Genomic DNA, 18,831 nt, shown 5'->3' with positions numbered 1-18,831 from the left:
CAGGCTAGAATCGACGTATGACGATGATCAGCTTTCGCGTGGACGACGCGGACGCCGCCGAAATAGACCAATGGGCGCGGCGGCTGCACGTCGAGCGGTCCGAGCTCATTCGCGACGCGCTGCGACGCCACTTGGCTCAGCTCGCGGCCGACGAGGACGTGCGCGCATACGCCGAGCAGCCCGTCACGGGCGAGGAAATGGCGCTCGCTGAGGTCGCCGAGTGGGGCCCCGCGGAGGACTGGGCTGACTGGGCCGATGCGGCGCGGTGAACTCTGGTTCGCCGCCACGCCCGGCGGTGATCGCCCGGTGCTCGTCCTCACCAGGGATCCCGTCGCCGACCGGATCGGCGCGGTCGTCGTCGCCTCACTGACCCGAACCCGCAGAGGACTGGTGTCGGAACTGGAACTGACGGCTGCTGAAGATGGCGTGCCAAGCGACTGCGTCGTCAACTTCGACAACCTTCATACGTTGCCGCGTAGCGCATTTCGCCGCAGGATCACCCGGTTGTCTGCGGCACGGCTCCACCAAGTGTGCCGCACATTGCGCGCAAGCACTGGCTGCTAACGATCGCGTCATTCGGTGCGGACAGCTCAGCGTGGCTGGGGCGCGAAAGAAAGGATCAGGGCGCGGCGAGCAGCCGAAGCGCGGCTTGCCCGTCGCGACGGATGTCGCTTGGGATGCCACGCAGGATGTTCCGGTAAAAGAGATTTCGCGAGCAACGTCAGTCGTTTTCTGTCGGATCCCGCAAACCGTTCTCGTTGAGCGTACGGGTCTTCGATGCAGCACAGCAGGACGGCGGCGTCATAGAGGTGTCGGTCTCTGTCGCGGGAATCGGTTTGGTAAGCGGCGATTTTGAGGATCAGCGCACCGAAGGCGTCGGGAACGCTGATGGTGGTTGTCTGGCCCGTGGCGATCTGCAGGCGGGCGTTGATAGTGCGGCGCAGGGCCTGGGTTCCGCCTTCGATCTTCACCATTGCGCGGACGAGGGTCCACCGGTCGCCCGGCAAGTGATCGGCGATTTCGGCGACATTCGGCCACGGCTTTGGCCAGCCGCCTGGTATCGCGACGACGTCGATCGTGGTCCGTTCAGCCATTGAGACGCTTCAATGTGTCGTCGAGAAAATTCAGCCCGATCCGCCGCTCCCGGATGTCAAGAGATTCCGCGAGATCGAGGGCTGCGAGCACCGGCGCCTCGTCGGCAAGGGCACGGACAGTGGCCAAATCCATGGTGGTCGCCCGCAGGATGTAGGTACCGCCGGCATCCTCGATGAGAGCGTGGCGGGCAACGATCTTGTCGAGGTTGTGGGCAGCGATGTAACCGTCCACGTAGTTCGGGGCCTCCACCAACCCGAGCAGAGCGACCGCACCGGAGGTATCGACCACTTCCTGTCGGAGCCGTTCAGCCGTACGCGAATGACCTTGGTATCGTTGCACTTTCGCGCGGCCGCGAGTACGGCTGACCAGTTCGGCTCCTGTCAACTGCCGGAGGGCGGTCCTTAGCCTCGAGCGTTGCGCCGGGCCCAGCCATGGCGTCGGTAGGTCTGAGAGCATCGCGACGGCAGCCCACGCGGTGTTTTCCGACCAAGCGCGACGCCGAGAAGCTTGTCGAGTTGCAATATGCCGATCGAGGGAAGCCCGGTCGATCAGGCCACGCGCGACCGGGCGCAATTCCCCGCGCGCCACAAGGTATTGAACCTGCCGTGTAGTCACGCCGAGTTGCTCCGCGGCATCTTTGACGGCCACGAGGTCCATACAGATATATTCGCTTTTGCGAAATTATCTGTCAATCTCTGAAGGCTGTCCAGCTTGCCGCACGCAACAGCTGACGAAGCGATTTCCGCACGTGAAGGTGGTCGGCGGCTGACCGCTTTCGCCGTCCGGTTCCGCGATGAATAGCAATACCGGGATCCCTCTCGAAACTCCCGCGGGACGTGGCTGCGTGCAGTAAGAGACAGGTATGCGGTCGCGACGGCAGCTCGCCCAGTGAGTGCAGACAATGGTCACGGCGCTGATGCGAGACTGGTCACTGTGAAACCGGCGGAATCGCCGCAACCGTCCGGCGCCGCGGGGCGGCGGACAACCCATTTTGTGCTGTACGCTGCGGCGGTTTGTCTCCTCCTGGTGTTCGCTGCAGTGGTGACGTTTATGTGGCTTTACGCGGCTGCCTTTGCAAGCGACGATTGTCATCAAGGCGACACCCGCGACATCTGCACACCGCAGGGTCAACATTTTGCGATGATTTTGCCGGTGCTCGCGTTTGCCTCGGCGGTGGTCGCAGCGGCGGTGCCCGTGATTGTTGTGGCCGTGATGCGATGGCGTGCCGCGTGGGTGTGGTTGGGCCTACCGCTTACTGTCGCTGCATTTTTCGTGGCGCCCTACCTCGCGTACTGGCTTCGATCGACTGGAAGATACTGACGGTCAGACGTGGTCCGACGGATCAGTCGCCGCAGCCACGGCCACTAACGCGACAAATCCGGCACCCGACCAGCGCCCGTCGCGTCGCAACCTGGTCGTGGCGGTATCGACACCCCCAAAGACAGTGATCGCCGTGTTGGACTATCGCGGGTCAGTGCGCGACGTCCACGTCCGGGAACTGATGCATCCCGAAACGCTGCCCGATGTGGCGCCTATGCAGTAAGAGACAGCTATGCGGTCGCGACGGCAGCTCGCCACGTGGGTCGCGGCGGCGGTTGCTTGCATGACGGTGTGGCCGGCGCCGATAGCGCGTGCCGAAGAGGCTGCCTTCGTCGCCAACCGGTCGAGCACGTCGACACGCTCAACGGCACCGGGACAGGTGGCGAGGAAGCGGGGGAGATCAACAACTTCCCGGGCGCCTCGGTGCCGTTCGGGATGGTGCAGTACTCGCCGGACACCACCGACACCTACGCCGGCTACGACCACGACAACGACCGCTCCACCGGCTTTTCCATGACCCACGCCTCGGTGGGCTGCGCCGCGTTCGGCGACATCCCGATGCTGCCGACGACGACGCCGATCGGCGCGCAGCCCTGGACCGCCTGGGAGACGATCGCCCACGACGACACCGAAGTCGGCGTGCCCGGCTACTACACGGTGCGGTTCCCCGACACCGGTGTGAGAGCGGAACTGACCGCCACCACCCGCACCGGCGTCGGCCGGTTCAGCTTCCCCGACGACGGCCGGCCTGCGCTGTTCCATGTGCGTCCTGGCGGGTCGCTTGCGGGCAATTACGCGGCGAGCATCCAGATCGGCGAGGACAACACCACCATCACCGGATCGGCGACCACCGGGGCATTCTGCGGCAAGGACAACATCTACACGGTGTACTTCGCGATGAGCTTCAGCCGGCCGTTCACGTCCTTCGGCACCTGGGACGGTGAGTCGGTGTTTCCCGGTGCGCGCCAGGCGGATTCGTGGAGCAGCGGGGGATACGTCGAGTTTCCGGCCGGCTCGATGCTCGAGGTGCGGACCGCGCTGTCGTATGTGAGCGTCGACGGGGCGCGGGCCAACCTGGCCGCCGAGAGCAGCGGGAGCTTCGACGACGTCCGCGCCGCCGCATCGGCGGAATGGAACGCGGCGCTGTCGCGGGTGGCGGTGGCGGGCAGCAATGCCGGCGACATCGAGACCTTCTATACCTCGCTGTATCGATCGCTGTTGCACCCGAACATGTTCAACGACGCGGACGGCCGCTACATCGGATTCGACGGCGTGGTGCACACCGTGGCCGCGGGGCACACGCAGTACACGAACTTCTCCGACTGGGATACGTATCGCTGCCTGGCGGCGCTGCAGGCACTGCTGTTTCCGGATCGGGCCAGCGATATGGCTCAGTCGCTGGTGAACGACGCGGAGCAGAGCGGGTCGCTGCCGCGGTGGGCGCTGGCCAATTCGGCGACGGGGGAGATGACCGGGGACAACGTGGTGCCGCTGATCGCGAGCCTGTATGCGTTCGGCGCCAAGGACTTCGACGTCAAAAGGGCGCTGTACTACATGGTGAAGGGCGCGACGGACGGCGGTGTGGAGCGGCCGGGAATCGGCACCTTCTTGAAGCATGGGTATGCGCCGCAGGTCGAGGAGTTCCGCGGCGATCACGGGATCGACGGCGCCTCGATCACGCTGGAGTGGTCGGTCGACGACTTCGCGATCTCCCGCTTCGCCGATGCCTTGGGCGAGAAGGTGATTGGCGCGGAATTCTTGCGGCGGGCGCAGTTCTGGCAGCACCTGTTCAACCCGGCGACGGGCCGCATCACACCGCGAGGGGCCGACGGTGCTTTCCTTGACAACCCTGGGTTCACTGGCCCGACGTCGGACTTGGGAGAGGACGGATTCGACGAGGGCAACTCCGAGCAGTACCTGTGGATGGTGCCGCAGAACATCGGCGGGCTGGTGACCGCATTGGGCGGCCGGGAGGCGGTAGCTGAGCGACTCGACCGGTTCACGACGGAGCTCAACGCGGGGCCCGACGAGCCCTACCTCTGGGTCGGGAACGAGCCGAACTTCGGGGTGCCATGGCTGTACAACTACATCGGTCAGCCTTGGAAGACCCAGGAGACGGTCGACCGGGTGCGGCGCCAACTGTTCGGTCCGAGGCCCAACGGCGAACCGGGCAACGACGACCTCGGGGCGATGTCAAGCTGGTATGTCTGGGCTGCGCTCGCGCTGTATCCAGCGACGCCGGGGGCATCGATCCTCACGGTGAACAAACCACTGTTCGATCGAGCCGAGATTAGGCTTCCTGCAGGCCAATTCATCCGGATAGCCGCGCCCGGGGCATCGAGCGGGATGAAGTACATCAGCGGCCTGAGTGTCGACGGCAAGCCGACCGATCAGACGTGCCTGCCGGAGTCGATCATCCGCACCGGTGGCGATGTCACCTTCTCGCTCTCGGCGATCCCCGACACGGTGTGGGGAACCGCGGGCTCTTCGGCGCCGCCGTCATTTGGTGCGAGCGGCTTGGAGTGACGTTGGCCTCTTCTAGGGCCGTACGCGCGCATCCGGTTGTCTACTCTCTCGGATTCTTATCCAACTTTCCGGACATTTGTCCTAGAGTAACTTCGAAGTCCATTTCAAGAGCAAAGGCAAGGCGGCGATGAAGACGCGGGTGCAGGCGCTGATCCAACGTTGGTATGAAGCGATCCGGATATTGGCCCGGCCATGTTCGAACTTCTGAACGTCCCGACGTATGGCAGTTCGGGCCACGTGTTGTCTGACGCCCTTGCGGCCAACTCTGAGGCCTTGCCGACGGTGACTGATGCCGGCAGGAGAGACCTACCGGACGAGGACAGAATTCTAGAACGTCGAGAGTTGCAGCGGAGCGGCATGACGCGCTGGGTTGGCGCCCAGTCTGTGGTTTTTGCGAGTCGTTCAGCTGGTTTTATTTGTGCGACGAAAAGTGCCGATGGCCGCGTCACTAGTTGCTAACATCGCGGCTGACTCTGGATCGAAATCTGAGGGTCGAAATGCGTGAGACTGCCAAAATCCTGAACCTCGCTTCGGCGCTTGCTGCTCTCGTGGCTCCGGCGGCCGCTCCGCCGATCGCTAACGCGACATACTCCGAGGGGGATCACAGCGCCACGGCGTCCGGGACGAACGAGGAGATTGAAGCAGAGGCCGGGCCTAACCTGCCGCGCGGCACGGAGCTAATGAGCTTCACCGTACACAAGAGCAGCGGCGGCGTGATGTTCCCGCAGCATGGATCGCATGCATCGCATGCGTCGCATTCGTCGCATGTATCGCATGCGTCCTCCAGCCCGGGATATGGCTTGCCGGACGCACCGAATCCGATTTACGCGCCGCCGATCGTGGGTCCGCCGATCGTAGGGCCGCCGGTCGCGGCTCCGCCAGCCGTGCCACCGACCGCGCCGGCGACGACACCGCCGATTTATACCTCCGATATCACCTACCTTGCTTGCACGCGGGCGAGCAATGGCCTTGGCGTGAATGAAATCGCAAGCGAACTAGAACGGGTCTACGGCGTACCAGAGGACAAGGCGGTGAACATTGCCAAGCAAGCGTTGGCCTCCGTACTTGTCGGTGGACACTACTGCGACGGCTACCACGCGACCGAAGAATGAAGTTGCATCGTCGGCGTCAAGAGCGCTGGGAGATATTACCGGTGCCGCGTTGTGCGCTACCACCAAATGGTCCAGATGAGCGACCTTTCAATGTCTGAAATCGTCGTTGACTTCAGCGCGTCGGTGCAGTCGCTCGGCGCGTTGCAGGAGGCCGCGTACCGGTTGATGGGCCAGGCCGCCTGCCAAATTGACGAAGCGAACGGGCGTTACGTTTGCCGGCTCTCACCATCTCAGCCGCAGATCAAGGATGATGAGCTGCGAGCTCACTTCTTGAACCTCGTTACAGACGAGAACCTTCGCGAGAAAGTGAGTCGAGAGACCGAGCGGCTCCGCGACGTCATTGTCGCTCTGGCATTTGGGTCTCTGGCGCGGGACGGTTGACCCGTGGCCGGCTTCGCCCGACTGGACTCCTTTATGCCCGTAGGGTCCTCGCTGCAACTGCTACCTATCCGCTTCGAACGGCTCGATACGGATCGATTCCTCGTCGGCAACCTGGTTGGCGACATGACCGAGATGACAGAAGCGGAACTGAACCGCCTTTGTGCCCTTGATCTTGCGCCTGGTGACGGCTTGTACGAGCGCGCGTTTGAGAAGCTTTTCATCGGCTCGGGTGAACACCGCGGTCAGCAGCAACTCCTAGCGCTCCGTCTGCGAAGTCGCCTTAGCTTTCTCCGAGCGGCCACGCCCCTTCACCTGTTCGTCGTCACGCTGCGGTGCGAGCACTCCTGCCCATACTGTCAAGTCTCCCGGCAAAGCATGAACCGCGCCCGCTATGACATGGACCAGGCTACGGCCTCAAAAGCACTGGATATTGCGCTTTCTGCACCGGCGCCGCTTATCAAGATTGAGTTCCAAGGGGGCGAGCCCCTCCTCAACTTCGAACTCATCCGGTGGATTGTCCTGACTGCGAAGGATCGGGCGATCCACCGCGAGAAGCGCCTTCAGTTCGTGATCGCGACTAATTTGGCACTCCTCGATGATGAGGTGCTGGACTTCTGCGCTGAGCACGAGGTCCTTTTGTCCACGTCGTTGGACGGGCCTCGCGACCTCCACAATCGGAACCGACCACGGCCGGGCAAAAACAGCTACGAACTCGCAGTGGCGGGTATCGAGCGCGCCCAAAAGCGCCTCGGGCCGGACAGGGTCGGTGCGTTGATGACGACCACCGCGGCAAGCCTGGATCGCGTCGAGGAGATCGTTGACGAATACCTCCGTCAGGGTCTCGACGGCATCTTCCTTCGGCCACTCTCCCCGTACGGCTTCGCGATCAAGACCAAGCAGTTCCACAAATATCGTGCCGACGATTGGGTACGCTTCTGGAAACGCGGCCTCCGCTATATCCTCGACATTAATAAGTCTGGCCGGCACTTTCCCGAGTTTTATTCGGCCCTAATACTTCGGCGGATGCTGAGCGACGAGCCGATCGGGTACGTCGATCTCAGAAGCCCAGCCGGGATCGGCCTAGGAGCCCTTGTCTACAACTACGACGGCATTGTATTCGCCTCCGACGAGGCTCGAATGCTTGCGGAGATGGGGGACCGCACCTTCGAGCTTGGCAACGTACACGAGCACTCCTATCGAGATCTCGTGTTATCCGACACGTTGGTTTCGGCCATCGCGGATTCGTTAACTCAAACTGCGCCGCAGTGCTCAAGCTGCGTCTTTGAGCCTCATTGCGGTGCTGATCCCGTTTATCATCATGCGACCCAGCAAGATACGTTGGGAATGAAGCCATTATCGGAGTTCTGCAGGCGCCAGAAGGCGGTCATCACGCACCTGTTCGAGCTGCTGGAACATTCACCTGAAGACGCTGCGGTCCTCCGGAGATGGGCCCAGTGAGACCGCTTGTCCTTTCCGCGCGTGCACCAGCGGCCGACCTCGCCGGCCTGAGGGCAGAGCGGCAATCTTGGCGACTTCGATCCCCAGTGAATCTTCCGGCGGGCGATCGCGACGCCGCTTTGATTGCAGGCCATGACGATTGGAAGCTGGCGCACGCGCGTGGCTACAAACTCGCCATCAGTCGCAATGACCGTCCGGCCCACACTGCCTTGAGATACGTCCGCTTGCCCGATGAATTCGCCGAACTCACGGAAGGCGACGTAGTGCGTATCCAGCCTGAAACCGGCCGGGTGCGGGTGCTCTACCGCCGGTCTTCCAGACACAATTTCTTCCTTGTGACGGAGCGCTGCAACAACTACTGCTTGATGTGCTCGCAGCCCCCGAAGTCAGTGAACGATGGCTGGTTAATGGATGAAATCGCGGACACTCTTCCGCTAGTCGATCCAGCCACCCCCTCCCTCACGTTTACCGGCGGCGAACCACTCACGGAATGGCGCAGGTTTATCGATCTACTGGAGTTGGCTCGCGATCTGCTCCCCGAGACAGCGGTGCACGTGTTGACGAACGGCCGCGCCTTTGCCTCTCCTGACACGGCGAGCGCTTGGGCAGCGGTTCACCATCCGAAGCTTTCGGCGGGCATACCGATCTATGCGGCCATTGACTACATCCACGACTACGTCGTGCAAGCGAAGGGCGCATTCGATCAGACGGTCCTGGGTGTGCTGCGTCTAAAGGATCATGGTCAGCCGGTTGAGATCCGTGTTGTGCTCCACGCCATCACCGCCCCGCGATTGCGGGAAACTTGCTCGTGGATCGCGCGAAATCTCCCCTTCGTGGATCACGTGGCGCTAATGGGCCTAGAAAACACCGGCTTTGCGATCGCGAACGATGATGTGCTTTGGATTGATCCGCTGGATTATCGAGAGCAGTTGGCCGCCGCCGTTGACATCCTGTCTTCGGCTAGTATGAACGTCTCGGTCTATAACCTGCCCCTCTGCGTACTCGACCCCAGCGTTCGGCCGTTTGCGGTGCGGTCGATCTCGGATTGGAAGAACGCCTATGTCGAGGAGTGCAAGAGTTGTTCGGCCCGCCAGCACTGCGCAGGCTTTTTCTCGACAGGGCGACCAAAGTTCAGTCGCGGAATTGCGGCTATTTAATTCGATTGACGCTTCCGTCGAAAAACTTCGTTGTCGCACACCTCGGGACGCGGACCAAGTTCGACATATGCTCACTGTCGCCCATAATGTGAGATGCCGTGGGTTGCAGGTGTGCGGCGCTCGGGCATTTGGTTGGGTTCGCCTCATTTTGCCCCGCCACCTCGAGCGGCGTGTCGTCGTGTGAGCTAGGCATCGTGGGTGGCACGATCACAGCGGTGAGCGTTCTTCAGTTCGTGGCAGCTTTGTTCGGATCGCTAGCTTGGCCTATTGCAGCCGTTGTCCTCGCGTCGATCTTTCGCCGTCCACTGTTGGATATCGCCGCGCGCGGAACAAAGTTTAAGCTGCGATTTGCGGGTATTGTGGTTGATGTGTCAGCGGACGACAAGAAGACGGCGATAGAGGCTGCCGAGAAGGCGGTTCAGAAACACGACCAGTCGCGTCGTGTATCTGACCAGATTCGTTCACAGATCGCCGACCTACAGACAGTACGCCTCACGAGGGTTCTGTGGGTCGATGACCATCCTGAAAACAACATTTACGAGAGTAAGGCATTGCTGAACTTAGGGTTCGCGATAACTAACGTTACATCGAATGAAGCTGCGCGTTACTGCCTGGCAGAAGCAGCGTTCGATCTGGTTATTACAGATATTGGCCGCGGGTCTGACCCAGACAACGGCGCGGTGTTAGTTGCGGAACTCCATGCCGAGAAACCGCACTTACCTGTGGTTGTCTACACAGCTCATGCGAGCAAACACCGAGCCGGCCTCGTCAGAGCGGGTGCTACCGCGGTAGAAGATTCACCGGACGCACTAATCGGTAGGGCCTTGAGAATGAGGCCGTAGTTAAGGCGCGTGGTGCTGGTGGAGCGACCGACCAACGAGAGACGCCAATTTCCCAGCGTCGGGCATCCGGATGAAATTGGTTGTATTGCAGGGAATCTCCGGACCTCTCGAGTAGCGCAACCCTATCTTGTTGCCGGTCGATTCCGATTCGCACCCATTGTGGCTATGTGAGCCAACGGACTCAGCGGTTCCCATAGATGGGTGGGCCACGGGCAGCGTTCGGCGGGCGATCCACGACCCGAGTGAGAGTTGACGCTAGTGCGGCCCGTTCGGACGGCATATTGCGGCGTTTCAAAGCCACACTGCCCTAGCATGACCTCTGCGGCCCGACGGACTTCCCCGGCCTTCTGTAGCCGGCACGGATATGTCCCCACCCGCACGACTGTATTCGTGCTGCTCTGGGGACCTCGACGTGACACTCATTCGGACGACTGCGGCTCGTGTTTGTGAAATGCCGCCTGAGTCATTGGTCGAGCAGTTGCTGGAGCAGATGCTGTATCGGACTGGCCGTCGGGCTGCACCAGCCGAGCAGACCTCGTGGAAGCGGAGTCTTCCGGTCTTGGCTGCCGACCTTGCCGATGCTGGTCTCGGCGAGGTCGAGATGCTGGTCGAGTATCACCTTCCATTGACATCTCAACGCGCCGATGTCGTCCTCGCTGGCACTCACCCCCGGACAGGTGGGGTCTCATACGTCGTTGTCGAGTTGAAGCAGTGGTCAGCGGCCTACACCTTTGAAGGCGACCCGGAGATCGTTGAAGTACCCGGGATCCCTGGGGGACCGCGGCTGCATCCGGTGATTCAGGTGCGCGGCTATTGCGAGTATCTCCTGGACTTCGCACGCGTGGTGGCAGATCATCCCGATTCGGTGGCCGGGATGGCCTACCTGCACAACGCCTCAAATCCCGCTCTGGTCAAAGATTTGCTGGCCGTGCCGATCTCCACGTCGGGCCGCCTTTTTACCGCCGGTGAAAAGGGGGCCATGCTCGACTTCCTTCGGTCCCGCCTTGCTCCGGGGCCCGGGCGGCAGGCAGCCGATCTGTTGATGAACTCTCCGGTGGCTCCGTCCAAACAGCTGCTGAAGCTCGCTGCCGCGGAGATCCGCGAGCGGCCGCAGTTCCGCTTGATCGGAAACCAGCAGCTGGCAGTCGATTTGGTCATGCACGCCGTCGAGCATGCGCGTGCCGGAAATAGCAAGCGGGTGATCGCTGTAACCGGTGGCCCCGGCAGCGGCAAGAGCGTAATAGCGCTGTCTCTGGTCGGCGAGCTGGCACGAAGGGGCCGCACCGTCATCCATGCGACGGGGTCGCGCTCCTTCACCCAGACGCTCAGGAAGGTCGCCGCCGTCAGGGCTCCGAAGGTCAGAAGGCTGTTCAAGTATTTCAATCAATTCGTCACGGCTGATCCCAACGGCTTGGATGTCTTGGTCATGGATGAGGCTCATCGCATCCGGCAAACGTCGGTCGACCGGTACACCCGCGCGGAGTTGCGCACTGATCGCCCGCAGATCGACGAACTCATCGCCGCTGCACGGGTCCCGGTCTTTCTGCTCGACGAACACCAAGTGGTGCGCCCCGGTGAGATGGGAACCCTTAAGCAGATCGAGCACCACGCACAGCACCTCGGACTCGACTTTCACCATATTGAGCTCGGTGAACAGTTCCGCTGCGGTGGGAGTGAGGAATACGTGCACTGGGTCGTCCGGCTGCTTGGACTCGACGGCGATCATCCACCGGTGGCGTGGTCCGGTGATCCCCAGTTCCACGTCCGACTCGCTGAGACTCCTGAGGAGATGGAGCACTATCTGCTAAGCCAATCGCAACAGGGATATTCGGCACGTATCACCGCCGGGTATTGCTGGCCATGGAGCGACGCACGGAAAGACGGGACGCTCGTGCCAGACGTTCAGATCGGGACGTGGTCCCGACCGTGGAACAGCAAGAGCGACCGGCGGATCGGAGAGGCGCCCCCCAGCGCACTATGGGCGACTGACGACGGCGGATTCGGACAGGTGGGCTGCATCTACACCGCCCAGGGCTTCGAATTCGACTGGAGCGGTGTGATTCTCGGGCCCGATCTCGTGTGGCGCGACGGGCGGTTCGTGACAGTCCGCAGTGCGAACAAAGACCCCGACTTCCGCAACTCGAAGACAGTGCCCGACAACAGGTTCGATATCCTCGTGCGTCACGTTTACAAAGTCCTTCTGACGCGCGGGATGATAGGTACAGTCATCTACTCCACCGACCGCGAGACGCGGGAGGCGCTGGGCGCGCTTGTCGGCGCTACTCAACGCGTGGAGCATTCCTGGCCTATCGCAGGGGTTGCGGCCTCCACAGACACCAGCGATCCCAATTTCAGTCGAGATGCGCAACACCATAGCGCTGGTGACTGACACCGAACGACCGTCCCCTCGGCTGCTGGGGAACTGGCCTCGTGCGGCCGGCGCAAGAGGCGGGATAAGAATCTATCCGCGATAGTCCGTGGCCGGGGCAGCGCACCGCGAGCGGGGACAAGGATTACCTTGAGTTCCAGCATGTTTCGGCCATGCGAGCGCACCCTGCCCGAGGGATCACCGCTCGCCTCGAGGTTCGACGATCGACGCTGCACGGATAACGTCCCACCAAGTAACGACAACCGGCGCCCCAGTACGGACGTTCGCCGTCAGAACCGCCACGTCGATCGAGTCGGCCCACGGAGGCAGATGTTCGACGAACTCGAGGTCGGCCACGAAGTAAATGTCACCGCGAGGACTGGGATACCCAGTCGCCATCAAATCGGCGGCCGTTGCTGGCCGCCAGCGCGTTACCTTTGCAGCGCGGACTACGTGGAGGGAGCCATTGCGGTTCTCGTACAAAAGAAGGAGCTTGGCGCCGAGCTCTCGTCCGCCGATCTCGACGGCGCCAGATCGATCTCCCGCACGAATGTTGTACTGCCGCAACTCTTCTATCCAGCGAAGGTGCTCATCATTCCGGACGAAACCGAGAAGCACATCCGTATCCGCAGGAGGTTCGTCCAGAAAATCGGTTATCAGTGATGAGTTGAGGTTGGGTTCACCAGGTCGATGCACAGTCGCGGTCCAGAAGCGATGCCGCTCGTCGCGCGTGACTTGACTAGCAACATGTGTGAGCACGTCGCTCAAGAAACGATCGAGGGTCTTCGATGACGACCGCAGACCGTCACTACTCGGTCTGAGCGGGAAGGCGCCGAGACCAGGCAACACTTCTTTGAAGCCGGGGTGTCGTCGAATGTCCTTGATTTCTGATCCGGGATACAGCACGTACGCTCCCGCCGTCCGCGAGATCGCGTCTCGGTATGCGTGCATCTTGAGCAGGTCGTCGCGCTTAGCACTGAAAGAGTTCGTCGATTCGTCGAGCAGCCCATCCGCAGCAGGAGCTGATGTCAGCTGCGCGAGGAGATTGTCGACACGGTACTTTGCATCGAAGTGCAGCCAGATCTCGAGCTCGTTTATAGAGACGCGCGATGGCGTGCTGCCTTCTGGTCGAATGCGCACTGAGCAGTCAGGTCGCATCGCTTGGCTCCATGACCCGCGTCGATCGTCTGCTCCAGCGAAGGTTCGATTGAAGAAGACCTCGACAAGAAGTGGCCGGTCTCCTCGCCGGACCGACCACGACAACTTCGACGCGGGACCTGATCGCATAGTCATGGAGATGCCATCGCCAGCGACAGTGAAGGCCCGCGCTGTCTGCTCCTCCCCGCACACTCGCCCCAGTGAATCTACTAGCGCAAGAAAGCACCAGAACTCATACAGCGTTGCGATGTTGCGTTGCGAAGCTGCGAAGACATCGGTCATGTCTCCGCGATCAATTCGCAGGGTAGGGCCCGACTCAGTCATCGCGAATGTCCGGAAGACTTCGCGGTAGCCCGCGCGCTTGAGTAACACCTGGTCGGACGTCGGCATTCTCCTTAGTGAGCTGACCTCTCGGAAGAGCGGGTGCGCTAGGTATTCGTCGAGTTGGGCACCGACGTCAGCAGCGATCTGCTGACCGCGACGGAGCGGTCCTGACTCGACCTTCTGCGAGGCCTGGGATAGCACATCGAGCAATTCGAGCGCGACGGCTCGCCAGCGCTCCAAAGCAAACTTGACGAACTGGTTAGCCGAGTTGTCGACGCTCGCTTCGGCGCGATCACGTGTTAGAGCAGCGGGCAACGATGCGAGTGCGGCCGCCCCTCCCGTCCACGGCACCCGGGGACCGGGTGCGCACACCGCGCGACGGAAAGCGGCCCCAGCTGGAAACGGTGATCCAATTGGACGGATTTCTTGCTCAGATACCCATGTGCGGTGCGGTTGCGAGGTAACACGCGCAATCGCGGCCTCGAACGCTGGATCTTGCAGGTACGACGCGATCATCGCGAAACGGAGGTACAACAGTTCGGCGGGAAGCTCACTTGGCGCAAGATCTAACAAGCTTGGTGCAAATCCCTGCAAGACTGCCTCAGCAGCGAAGGCAGAGATGTCGGTAAGCATTTGGCGATACTCAGTCTCGTGGTTGAGCTTGACGGCTAGGACATCGACGTCGGTCGTCCCTGTTTGCCCTGTCGCGGGATCCACCACCTGGATACGGAGACGCCCAACGGCTTCACCGGGACGTAACCGGCCTTGCTTCCAACTCGCATCATCAGGATCGAACAACTCACGCGGCTCAAGGTCGACATTCCTTGCATCAGTGAATATTTCGTAACGGTAGATCGCCGCTTCGCGCAATGCGACCTCACCGCCCGACAAAGTCGTGTCGCGCCGACCCGGAAGGTTCGCGACCAGCAGTTCGCCGACGACGCGACCTTCGTTATTTCGAAGCTCGAATTGCGCCCCATCGCTAGGCATGGCTACTCAGCGAAGCTGACGAACTGATTCGCGCGAACGGAGTCGATCATGCGGGCGATCTTGTGATGCGTGATTGGTAGTCGCGGGGAAGGGCCGGTCCCTACCGCTAGCGCATCGAGCGCGTTGAGAACAGGTTCGATCCGCCGGCGCGATCCGTGCACCTTCGGTAGTACCTTCTGCATCATCGCGAGGTCGAGCGCAGTATCGACATCGGTGTCTCCCGTCGCCGCGAAGAACGCGCAGAAACGCAGGATCTCGTACAGTGTGCGGTGCCCGAATTCTTGGTTGGCGCCAGCCAAGATCGTGTGCGCTTCTCGAAGCGTCCTCATAATCTCGTCGCGAGCAGGATGAGGATGCTCGCGCTGCCAATCGTCATTTTCCGCCAGCGACGCGAAGGCACGCACTCGCTGGTCCTCTGCGGCCTGCGCGGCAATGGGCCGCTGGAGCTCCCCGTCGAGTTCATCGGAGGTCACCCGAAATTCAAAGGTGGAGGCCCTGTCGAGAACTTTTGGCGAGAACATGTAGGTCGTCTCGTCCACGTTCACTGTGCCGACTACGAACAGGTTCCGTGGCAACGGCAGCCTCTGCGCTTCTACGTCGCGCAGGACCCATTGACGAGATCGCTGATCGAAGACCAGATCCGGCAAGACCGGACGCCGCGATTCGACGCCGGACAGAAAGTCCGAGAAGTACCGCTCGACGTGGGCCAAGTTCATCTCGTCGAGGATCAGCAAGTACGGGTGTTCGGGGTCGTTCGCTGCGCGGAGAACAAACTCGAACGCTTCGGGAACGAACCACACTGGCGCCCCGGACGCCGACGTACGTAGCGCATCCTCGTAACCAAAGATGGATTCCGGGCCCGTCCAGTCAGGCCGCACGGGTACGACGACGTGTCGATGACGGCCGTGTTCATCTGTGCCGAACCATTCACCGAGTCTCATCGCGAGCTGAGTTTTGCCCGACCCTGCGAGTCCCGTCAGTATCGCGAAGGGTTTGGCAAGCAGACTGCTCACGAACGATCGAACGAGGTTCGAGCCTGCTGGGAAGCGCAGTCCTGAAGCTTCGACCGCGTCGGCAAAGTCACGAAACAGTTCTGCCGGCATCGGCGCCTCCGACGATGTTGAATTTGAACGCGGAGTGGCCGGGATCGAAGGCAGGTGCGCCGCGAGCTCGGGGAACCGCTGGGCCAGTTCATGGACGAACTCTCCCTGCAGGCGGACCAGATAGACCTGCTGGACAGATCCAGTGCTTGTGAACGGTGAACCCTGCCTGCGGCGGGCAGCCTCGTCGATGGCGCCGAGTGCAACAGGCTCATTCAGCTCCTGATACTGCGTCTCGACCAGCCGGCCAGCATCCTCCCAGGCTTGGTCGTCGAGCGGATTCGGCGCTGGCCTAGCTGCTGCCTTTACATGGCTTGCGGCTCGCAACGAGCCACCGCTGTAATGCAGAACAACGTCACCTTCGCGGACCTCATCCATTGTGTCCCAGTGATATTGCGGGCGGCCCGCCTTATTCAGCATCGGCGCCCAAAGGAACCCCCCATCGCGCTCCTTCGTGTACGTGGCGCCCTGATTCACCCACCAGACTGAAGCCTGTCGACCCAGGAAGGTGAACCCTTGCTCGGTTACTTCACCGTTCCTATCGATCAGCCTGCTCTCTATGAGAAGTTCTCGGTAGCGAGCGCCCTGGGATTCGAAGGTCCGGTCCTTTTGCCACTGGCCGGTGTTCGCATGCTCAGCTAGCGCGCGCCCTAAGTCGTCGTTAGAGAAGCCGGCGGGCAAGTCACGAACAACTTGAAGAGCGATACGAGCGTCCTCAGCCAGTGGAGCATCACCGGCTAGCCGGGCACGAAGGACCTCAGCCTGGATGTCATTAACAATCCAAGGATTGCTTCGATCGACATTTTCGGCGTATGCGATGCCCGACTCGGTGAGGTTCCACTTGCGCTCGTCCTCCACCACCAGACCGACCATCCGTGCGAAACGCAGGCAATCGCGAGCTCGTCGCTCCGGATTCTCGAACGGTCCCTCGGACTTGAAGAGCTGCCCCGGATCGTCGCCGAGGAGCTCCTCGATACTCGCCGAGCCAAGCTCGCGAAGGCGGGCAAGCAGCAGATTGCCGTAGCTGAACTTGAGGGTCGGTATGGCCAGCACGGTCTTAGGCTAGTTGGACAGTCCGGCTGCGCGCAGATTACGGCGCGCGCCGCTACCGCGAACAACTGTGGCGAATAGGGGTGCCTTGATCCTCGCCGTCGACCTCGGCAAGACATCCTGCCGCGCCGCAGCAGGCGGCCAGCGGACCAAGGGCGCGGGCGCGCCCGGGCTTGCGGCGCCCGGCGGCGTACGGGCCGCGGAAGCAGCGATCCTTGCCGCCACGCGCGAACTCGGCCCCGTCGACGAAGTGATCGTGGGTGCCGCCGGGGCGCTGGCTGCACCGGACGCGGCCCGCGCATTGGCCAATGTGCTGCTTGGCTCGTTACCTGCGAAACACGTTGCGGTGACTAGCGACGCCGTCATCGCCCACGCCGGTGCGCTGAACGGAAAGCCGGGCGTCATGCTCATCGTGGGCACCGGCGTCGTCGCGCTCGCAATCGGCTCTGACGGCGCGTTGCGAACCGCCGACGGCTGGGGCCCCTGGCTGGGCGACGAAGGCAGCGGCGCCTGGATCGGCGCCGCCGGGCTGCGCGCGGCACTGCGCGCCCACGACGGCCGCGGCCCGTCCACCACGCTGCTCGACGCCGCCCGCGCCCGCTTCGGCGCCCCGCACACCTGGCCCACGCAGCTCACCGCCGCCGCCGCCCTCGCGTCCTTCGCGCCCGACGTCCTCGCCGCCGAGGATGACGCCGCAGCACAGAGGATCGTCGCCGCCGCCGCCGAGGCGCTCGCCGCAACCGCCCGCGCGGCTGGCGACGGCCCGGTCGCGATGGTCGGCGGTCTGGCGCGCTTCGAGGCGCTGCGAAAGCACCTCGACCTGGTCCCCGCCGACGGCGACGCACTCGACGGTGCGCTGCGCCTCGGTGCGATCCACGAGCCGCACGTGATCCGCGTGCAGGCGGCCGCCAAAACCGTTGCCTCGCAAGGGCTTGATGCGCTTGCCACGGAGGCCGTCAGGCCAGACCTGCACGACCTCGACGCACGGCCCATCGCCGAAATCGTCGCGCTGCTCGTCGCCGCCGAGGGCGAGGCGCACCACGCGGTGGCCGCGGCCGTTCCGCAGATCGCGGCCGCAGCCGAGGCGATCGCCGCGCGGCTCGAACGCGGCGGCCGCCTCATCTACGTCGGTGCCGGAACGCCCGGTCGCCTCGGCGTGCTCGACGCAGCCGAGTGCGGCCCCACGTTCGACACCGACCTCGTACGCGGCGTGATCGCCGGCGGGCCGGTGGCGCTGACCCAGGCGATCGAGGGAGCCGAAGACACCTTTGACCCAACCGATCTCGCCAACCTGACCGCCGCCGACGCACTCGTCGGGATCACCGCGTCAGGCCGCACACCGTATGTGCTCGGGGCGCTCGAGCACGGACGAGCGGTGGGCGCGCTGACCGTCGCGATCGTCAACAACCCGGGCAGCGAGGCGTCGGCCGATGTCGTGATCGAATTACTCACGGGCCCTGAGCTTCTCGCCGGATCCACCCGGCTGACCGCGGGAACCGCCCAGAAGGTCGTGCTCAACGCGCTCTCGACGAGCGTGATGATCGCGCTCGGCAAGGCCTACGGACCGCGGATGGTCGACGTCCGCCCGACCAGTGAGAAGCTGCGCCGTCGGGCGGTGCGCATCGTTCGCGACGCGGCCGGCGTCGACGAAAAGACCGCGGCCGCGGCACTCGCTGCCGCGGGAGGTCAGGCCAAGACCGCGATCGTCGCGCTGCTCGCGGGCGTCGACGCGGCCGAGGCCGCCGCCCGACTCGACCGGGCGCGCGGACGCGTGCGGGACGCGATCAAGAAGCACTAATCCCTTGTCGATTCCAACGCGAAGTGGTGCGGCCGATCACGTGGGTCTCGATGGAGTGGGGATAAGCAGCCGACCGTCCACTACTCAGCGGCTACTGCATGAGCCGCAGCATCTCTCCGATCGTCGAACGCAATGAGTCAGCGCGAGCCCAT

14 protein-coding genes and 2 pseudogenes are annotated in these 18,831 nt (G+C 62.7%); 12 read left to right on the top strand and 4 right to left on the bottom strand.

Features of this window, described 5'->3' with window-relative positions; translation table 11 throughout:
• The first annotated feature begins 23 nt into the window (after positions 1 to 23).
• Positions 24 to 269 carry a ribbon-helix-helix domain-containing protein gene (locus G6N47_RS03725; protein ID WP_083130519.1) on the top strand — a complete coding sequence of 82 codons (246 nt, stop codon included), beginning with the start codon at positions 24 to 26 and terminating at the stop codon, positions 267 to 269.
• A complete protein-coding gene (locus G6N47_RS03720) occupies positions 256 to 564 on the top strand; it encodes a type II toxin-antitoxin system PemK/MazF family toxin (protein WP_083130242.1) in 309 nt (102 codons plus the stop codon). Before G6N47_RS03725 ends, G6N47_RS03720 begins: the two co-directional genes overlap by 14 nt.
• A gap of 26 nt (positions 565 to 590) precedes the next feature.
• Here the strand turns inward: G6N47_RS03720 and G6N47_RS03715 are convergent, their stop codons facing one another.
• Together G6N47_RS03715 and G6N47_RS03710 are read right to left on the bottom strand one after the other, a co-directional pair.
• On the bottom strand, positions 591 to 1,094 hold the full coding sequence (locus G6N47_RS03715; protein WP_139799332.1) for a hypothetical protein: 504 nt from the start codon (positions 1,092 to 1,094) through the stop codon (positions 591 to 593).
• Entirely contained in the window at positions 1,087 to 1,752 is a 666-nt protein-coding gene (locus tag G6N47_RS03710) for a helix-turn-helix domain-containing protein (protein WP_139799331.1), read from the bottom strand. The genes G6N47_RS03715 and G6N47_RS03710 overlap by 8 nt, the downstream gene beginning before the upstream one ends.
• Positions 1,753 to 2,028: 276 nt before the next feature.
• On the opposite strand from G6N47_RS03710, the gene G6N47_RS03705 reads away from it, so the two are divergent.
• The 8 genes and pseudogenes from G6N47_RS03705 (at position 2,029) to G6N47_RS03670 (ending at position 12,280) form a co-directional block, all read left to right on the top strand.
• Positions 2,029 to 2,415, top strand: coding sequence for a hypothetical protein (locus G6N47_RS03705; protein WP_139799330.1), 387 nt, complete (start codon positions 2,029 to 2,031; stop codon positions 2,413 to 2,415).
• Positions 2,416 to 2,647: 232 nt separating this feature from the next.
• A pseudogene (locus G6N47_RS03700) lies at positions 2,648 to 4,926 on the top strand (GH92 family glycosyl hydrolase); the annotation flags it as partial.
• Between the two features lie 512 nt (positions 4,927 to 5,438).
• Positions 5,439 to 6,053: a His-Xaa-Ser repeat protein HxsA2 gene (hxsA2, locus tag G6N47_RS03695; protein WP_083130240.1), complete on the top strand. Its 615-nt coding sequence runs from the start codon at positions 5,439 to 5,441 to the stop codon at positions 6,051 to 6,053.
• 90 nt (positions 6,054 to 6,143) lie between these two features.
• Positions 6,144 to 6,434 (top strand): hypothetical protein, encoded by a 291-nt coding sequence (locus G6N47_RS03690; protein WP_163659544.1) that lies wholly within the window; start codon positions 6,144 to 6,146, stop codon positions 6,432 to 6,434.
• Positions 6,435 to 6,437: 3 nt separating this feature from the next.
• Positions 6,438 to 7,892 (top strand): His-Xaa-Ser system radical SAM maturase HxsB, encoded by a 1,455-nt coding sequence (hxsB, locus tag G6N47_RS03685; RefSeq protein WP_083130238.1) that lies wholly within the window; start codon positions 6,438 to 6,440, stop codon positions 7,890 to 7,892.
• Positions 7,893 to 7,978: 86 nt separating this feature from the next.
• Complete coding sequence (hxsC, locus tag G6N47_RS03680; protein ID WP_232080114.1) at positions 7,979 to 9,049, top strand: His-Xaa-Ser system radical SAM maturase HxsC; 1,071 nt, start codon at positions 7,979 to 7,981, stop codon at positions 9,047 to 9,049.
• Positions 9,050 to 9,264: 215 nt separating this feature from the next.
• The gene (locus G6N47_RS03675) at positions 9,265 to 9,891 is read left to right on the top strand and encodes a response regulator (protein WP_163659542.1); all 627 of its coding nucleotides are present in this window, start codon (positions 9,265 to 9,267) and stop codon (positions 9,889 to 9,891) included.
• A gap of 412 nt (positions 9,892 to 10,303) precedes the next feature.
• A complete protein-coding gene (locus tag G6N47_RS03670; RefSeq protein ID WP_332108275.1) occupies positions 10,304 to 12,280 on the top strand; it encodes a DUF2075 domain-containing protein in 1,977 nt (658 codons plus the stop codon).
• Between the two features lie 177 nt (positions 12,281 to 12,457).
• Here the strand turns inward: G6N47_RS03670 and G6N47_RS03665 are convergent, their stop codons facing one another.
• Both G6N47_RS03665 and G6N47_RS03660 read right to left on the bottom strand, forming a co-directional pair.
• On the bottom strand, positions 12,458 to 14,731 hold the full coding sequence (locus tag G6N47_RS03665; RefSeq protein WP_083130235.1) for a DUF2357 domain-containing protein: 2,274 nt from the start codon (positions 14,729 to 14,731) through the stop codon (positions 12,458 to 12,460).
• 2 nt (positions 14,732 to 14,733) lie between these two features.
• The gene (locus tag G6N47_RS03660; protein ID WP_083130234.1) at positions 14,734 to 16,884 is read right to left on the bottom strand and encodes an McrB family protein; all 2,151 of its coding nucleotides are present in this window, start codon (positions 16,882 to 16,884) and stop codon (positions 14,734 to 14,736) included.
• 67 nt (positions 16,885 to 16,951) lie between these two features.
• On the opposite strand from G6N47_RS03660, the pseudogene G6N47_RS30265 reads away from it, so the two are divergent.
• Positions 16,952 to 17,689: pseudogene (locus G6N47_RS30265) on the top strand (BadF/BadG/BcrA/BcrD ATPase family protein); the annotation flags it as partial.
• A gap of 87 nt (positions 17,690 to 17,776) precedes the next feature.
• On the top strand, positions 17,777 to 18,679 hold the full coding sequence (gene murQ / locus G6N47_RS30260) for an N-acetylmuramic acid 6-phosphate etherase (protein WP_372517515.1): 903 nt from the start codon (positions 17,777 to 17,779) through the stop codon (positions 18,677 to 18,679).
• Positions 18,680 to 18,831 lie beyond the last annotated feature (152 nt).

It is taken from the genome of Mycobacterium branderi (genome assembly GCF_010728725.1).
Taxonomy (GTDB): domain Bacteria; phylum Actinomycetota; class Actinomycetes; order Mycobacteriales; family Mycobacteriaceae; genus Mycobacterium; species Mycobacterium branderi.
The sequence above is the reverse complement of the archived record's forward strand: the minus strand, read 5'-3'. Positions and strand labels throughout refer to the sequence as shown.